The organism is Leisingera sp. JC11 (genome assembly GCF_040704725.1).
GTDB lineage: Bacteria > Pseudomonadota > Alphaproteobacteria > Rhodobacterales > Rhodobacteraceae > Leisingera.
Genome location: NZ_JBFCVS010000050.1, coordinates 1 through 4271, shown reverse-complemented (window position 1 = coordinate 4271; position 4271 = coordinate 1). Strand labels below are relative to the sequence as shown.

The window sequence follows — 4271 nt, the reverse complement described above, 5'->3', positions numbered from 1 at the left end:
TTTTCGGGGGAAATGAGACCCGCCTTTGCAGGCAAAGGCGGCGGCCTGCGGCCGACGGGTATCCGGGCAAAGATGAAAGGGCGGGATCCTATTCCGCCGCGCGCTTCCTGACCCAGCCCAGAAACGCCGCATCGGGCATCCTGAGCCGCGGGCTGCCGGAGCGCAGCCACATGGCGCGCCATTCCGCCTCCAGCGCATAGGCATCGGCGCCGGGGATCAGCGCGCGCGCCTCCTCCAGCGTCTGCGGCTTCAGCTGCGGCGCATTCAGCACCGCCTCGGTGACCGCCGCCTTCTGGGAAAACCGGATCACATCGCCCTCCAGCTCCTCCAGCGCGTAATCGGGCAAGGGCTGGGCATCGATCATGTCGCGGATCATCTTGCGGAACACCCGGCGCGGCGAGGCGGAGCCGGATTTCTTCAGCAGCGTCTCCACCGAGACCTGCCAGCTGTTCTGCCGCCCGCAGTGCTTGCGCGCCAGCTCGTAAATCCGCCGCTCCAGGGGTTTGCGCAGCCGGAAGTAATCGCGGCTGAGCGTCAGCACCGATTTCGACAGCACCGCGCGGTAGAGCCAATCCGAAAGCGTCACCGCCACGCTGACCATCTTGCCCGCGCCCTTCTTGCCGGCCGGCGCCTTCCTCACGATCTCCCATTTCTCAATGAGGCCGAAGCCGGTGGTCACCTCCTGGCCGCCGGTCACGATATTGGTGGTGATGCGGGTGCCCGCCAGCCGCTCGAACGCCTCGCGCAGGCGGCGGTAGGCATCGCCAGAGGTTTCCCGGTTGCAGGCGACCAAGAGGTCATGCGCCTTCAGATGCAGCACCCGGCTCACCTGCCGGCCGGCATTCAGCGCCGCCATCAGCTGGCTGATGCAGAAAATAAGGATGTCCTTGTCATGGATCGTCGCCAGCCCCTTGACGGAGGGCGTCACGGTGATCTCGGCGCCGTTGTGCTGGTAGTTCAGGATCCGCCGGTCCGGCCGTGTGCCCAGCGAGAACAGCGGATGCTCCATCGAGGCGAGGTCGTTCTTGGGGATCGCCCCGAAGATATCGCAAAGGAAAAAATCCCCCTGCCCTTCCGGCGGAATCGCTCCCGCTGTCAGCTCTGCTGCCATCTGCCTGCCCGTATCTGCTCTGCACGCCGCCGGAATTCTGCTGATCCCGTGCGACTCGTTTATCGTGGTTTTGATTACACTCACCCTAGGGTTATCCACATGCCCCCGCAACGGGGGTTCGGAATCATCTGTTCGGGGGTTCGGAGTCATTTCAACGGGGTTTCAGAGTCACGTTCCCCCGGAATCTGCCCCCAATCGCCATTAAAAAAAGGGCTTTGCGCGAGTCACCTCTACCCTGTAACTTATAAATAACTCATATTTAACAGGGCAGATTTTTTTCAGCGCCCTCAGCCGCCCACGCTTTCCCCTGCCGCAACCGCTGGATTTGCTTAGAAAAACCAAGGGGTGTGCGCATTTTTCTTCCATGTGCGGTGTTTTTAGGTATTCTGGTGAAAAGGCAGCACATCGGGGCTGCGGAGCAGACAGAACAACACTTCACACGGACAGGGCCGCCAAGGCCCAAGGTCAGCAGGCAGATCCTCATGGCACGAGATATCCACAAGGCAAACGCAAGCCTCCCCCCCTATTTCAGCATCGACCCGGACACCGCATTGGCGGAACTGGACAGCCCCACCAGCACCGCGGGCTTTGCCGAGATTGCAAGCGCCTGCGCGCAAGGAAGGGCCGACCTTGCCAGCCGCGGCATGAACGAGGAAGGCCGCAAGGAGCTGCGCCTGTTCTCCACCTGGGAGATCACCCGCTACCTGATCCCGGTCGCCCAGGCCCATTTCCGCCGGGTGCTGAAGGCCAACCCCGATCTGCCCCAGGGCCGGTCCGAGACCGAAGGCGGCGCCAAGTGGTTCACCCTGGACGAGGTGCTGCGCCTGCGTGCCTTCTTCGCGGCGCAAGGCTCCAAGGCCAAGGACTATACCCCCTACCGCCCCGAGGGCCTGCCCGCCAAAATGGTGGCGGTGGCGAACTTCAAGGGCGGTGTCGGCAAAACCTCGACCGCGGCGCATCTGGCGATGTCGGCGACGCTCGACGGCTACAAGGTGCTGGTGATTGATCTGGACAGCCAGGGCTCGATGACCTCGATCTTCGGCGGCAAGGTGGAGGATGAATGGCAGACCGCCTTCCCGCTGCTCGCGCGCCACTACGGTGAGCATCTGCGCATGGAGAACCAGCGCCGGCTCGACCGCGGCGATGCCCCGCAGCCGCTGGACGAAGCCCTGGATGCGGCGATGGAGATGACCGCGGGCGACGTGATCCAGACCACCCACTGGCCCAACATCGACCTGATCGGCGCCCAGCTGAACCTCTACTGGGCAGAATTCCAGATCCCGGTCTGGCGGATGGCGGCGCGCAGCTGGAAACTGTGGGATGCGCTCACGGAGCGGCTGGAGGCCGACGGGGTGCTGGACCAGTATGATGTGATCTTCATCGACACCCCGCCAGCGCTTGGCTACCTGACCATCAACGGCCTCTCTGCCGCCGACATCCTGCTGGTGCCGATGGGCGCGTCTTTCCTTGAGTTTGATTCCACCGGCCGCTTCTTCGACATGCTGCATTCGACCTTTGCCAGCATCGAGGAGGGCGAGAACCTGGCCGCCCGCGCCCTGGGCCGGCCAGGCATCAGTTTCGAATGGGACGCGGTGCGCGCGGTGATCACCCGCTACGACGGCGCCCAGCAGGGCGAGCTGGCCGCACTGATGCAGGCCTATATGGGGCGGGTGCTCAGCCCCCATAAGCAGGGTTTCACCGCCCTCATCGGCCAGGCCGGCGAGCAGGTGAGCGGCATCTACGAGGCCGACTACCGCGACTTCAACCGCGAGACCTATGCCCGCGGCCGCGAGACCTTTGACGAGACCTATGCCGCCTTCAAGAAACTGCTGATCGGCGTCTGGCGGCGCGAGGTGTTGCATCAAGAGGTGGAACAGCGCGCGGCGGGCTAAGGCCCTAACAAGAGATTTGGGGTAGTCGGACCGCCCCACCCGGAAAGAGGCACGAGGACCATGGCAAAACGCAAACGGCTTTCCCCGGCGCAAAGTGATTACCTGACAGCGGCGCCTGCCGGCAAACCCGCGCTTGGCACCCCGTCCAGTGTTGGCGCCGCGCCGATTGCCCAGGTGGCATCTGATGCCGCCGCCCAGGCGGCGCTGCAGGAACTCAGCGGCGTGCTGGAAAACGCCCGCGCCAAGGGGCTGATGATCGAGGAGCTGCCGCTGGCGGCGATCGACGAAAACCACCTGGTGCGCGACCGCATCGAGCAGGACGAGGAAGAGCTGCAATCGCTGATCGAGTCGATCCGCGCCCGCGGCCAGCAGACCCCGGCAGAGGTCGTGCCGCTGGAGGATACCTTCGGCGGCCGCACCCATGGCCTCATCTCCGGCTGGCGCCGCCTGACGGCGCTGCGCAGGCTCTATGAGGAAACATCAGACCCGCAATTCGCCACGTTGAAGGCGCTGGTGATCAAGCCCGACAGCGCCGAAGAGGCCTATGTGGCGATGGTCGAGGAAAACGAGATCCGGGTGAACCTGTCGCATTACGAGCGCGCCCGGATTGCGGTGCGCGCGTATAAGGAGGGCGTCTTCACCCGCCGCAAATACGCGCTGCAGGCGCTGTTCGGCAACGCCACCCGCGCCAAGCGCTCCAAGATCGGCAGCTTCGTCACCCTGGTGGAAGCCCTGGATGCGGTGCTGTTCTACCCCACCGCCATCAGCGAGAAGCTGGGCCTCGCCCTGGTGCGCGAGATCGAGGCGGATGAGGGCTTTGCCGCCCGCGCCACGACCGTGCTGCAGGCCGCCGACCGCAGCAGCCCGGAGGCAGAGCTGGAGGTGCTGACCCGGCTGACAGAGGGCGGCGTGAAGGCAACTCCTAAGTTAGAGCCTGATATGTCCCCTGCCCCGGTCTATGAACCTGCGGCTGCCGCGCCTGCGCCCAAGGCACCGGTTCCGCCGTTGGTCAGCGCCCCGCGGGTGCGCGGCACAGGCGACTGGGACGCTGCCATGCCGGGCGAGCGGATCTCCCTGCCCGCCCCCCGCGGCGTGCGGCTGGCCTATACCCCCAGCGAGCAGAAGATCGAAATCAGCGGCGAGGCGGTCAGCGCCGCGCTGGTGAAGGAACTGCAGGCCTGGCTGAAAAAGCTCTGATCAGACTCTGATAAAACAGCAAAGGGCGCGGTTTCCGCGCCCTTCTTCGTGCCCTGTTAGAGTCTGATATT

3 protein-coding genes are annotated in these 4271 nt (G+C 64.7%); 2 read left to right on the top strand and 1 reads right to left on the bottom strand.

The genetic code is table 11. From position 1 onward, the window contains the following. Positions 1-88: 88 nt before the first annotated feature. The gene (locus tag AB1A62_RS21995; RefSeq protein ID WP_366663587.1) at positions 89-1111 is read right to left on the bottom strand and encodes a replication initiator protein A; all 1023 of its coding nucleotides are present in this window, start codon (positions 1109-1111) and stop codon (positions 89-91) included. A gap of 482 nt (positions 1112-1593) precedes the next feature. On the opposite strand from AB1A62_RS21995, the gene AB1A62_RS21990 reads away from it, so the two are divergent. Continuing rightward, on the top strand, positions 1594-3003 hold the full coding sequence (locus AB1A62_RS21990; RefSeq protein WP_366663586.1) for an AAA family ATPase: 1410 nt from the start codon (positions 1594-1596) through the stop codon (positions 3001-3003). Between the two features lie 60 nt (positions 3004-3063). Next, positions 3064-4200, top strand: a complete 1137-nt coding sequence (locus AB1A62_RS21985; RefSeq protein WP_366663585.1) for a ParB N-terminal domain-containing protein — start codon at positions 3064-3066, stop codon at positions 4198-4200. The last annotated feature ends 71 nt before the right edge of the window (positions 4201-4271 follow it).

What these genes read in the sequence shown, in the direction of transcription:
- AB1A62_RS21995 (WP_366663587.1), bottom strand. Translation starts at nt 1,111, where the DNA reads ATGGCAGCAGAGCTGACAGCGGGAGCGATTCCGCCGGAAGGGCAGGGG.
- AB1A62_RS21990 (WP_366663586.1), top strand. Translation starts at nt 1,594, where the DNA reads ATGGCACGAGATATCCACAAGGCAAACGCAAGCCTCCCCCCCTATTTC.
- AB1A62_RS21985 (WP_366663585.1), top strand. Translation starts at nt 3,064, where the DNA reads ATGGCAAAACGCAAACGGCTTTCCCCGGCGCAAAGTGATTACCTGACA.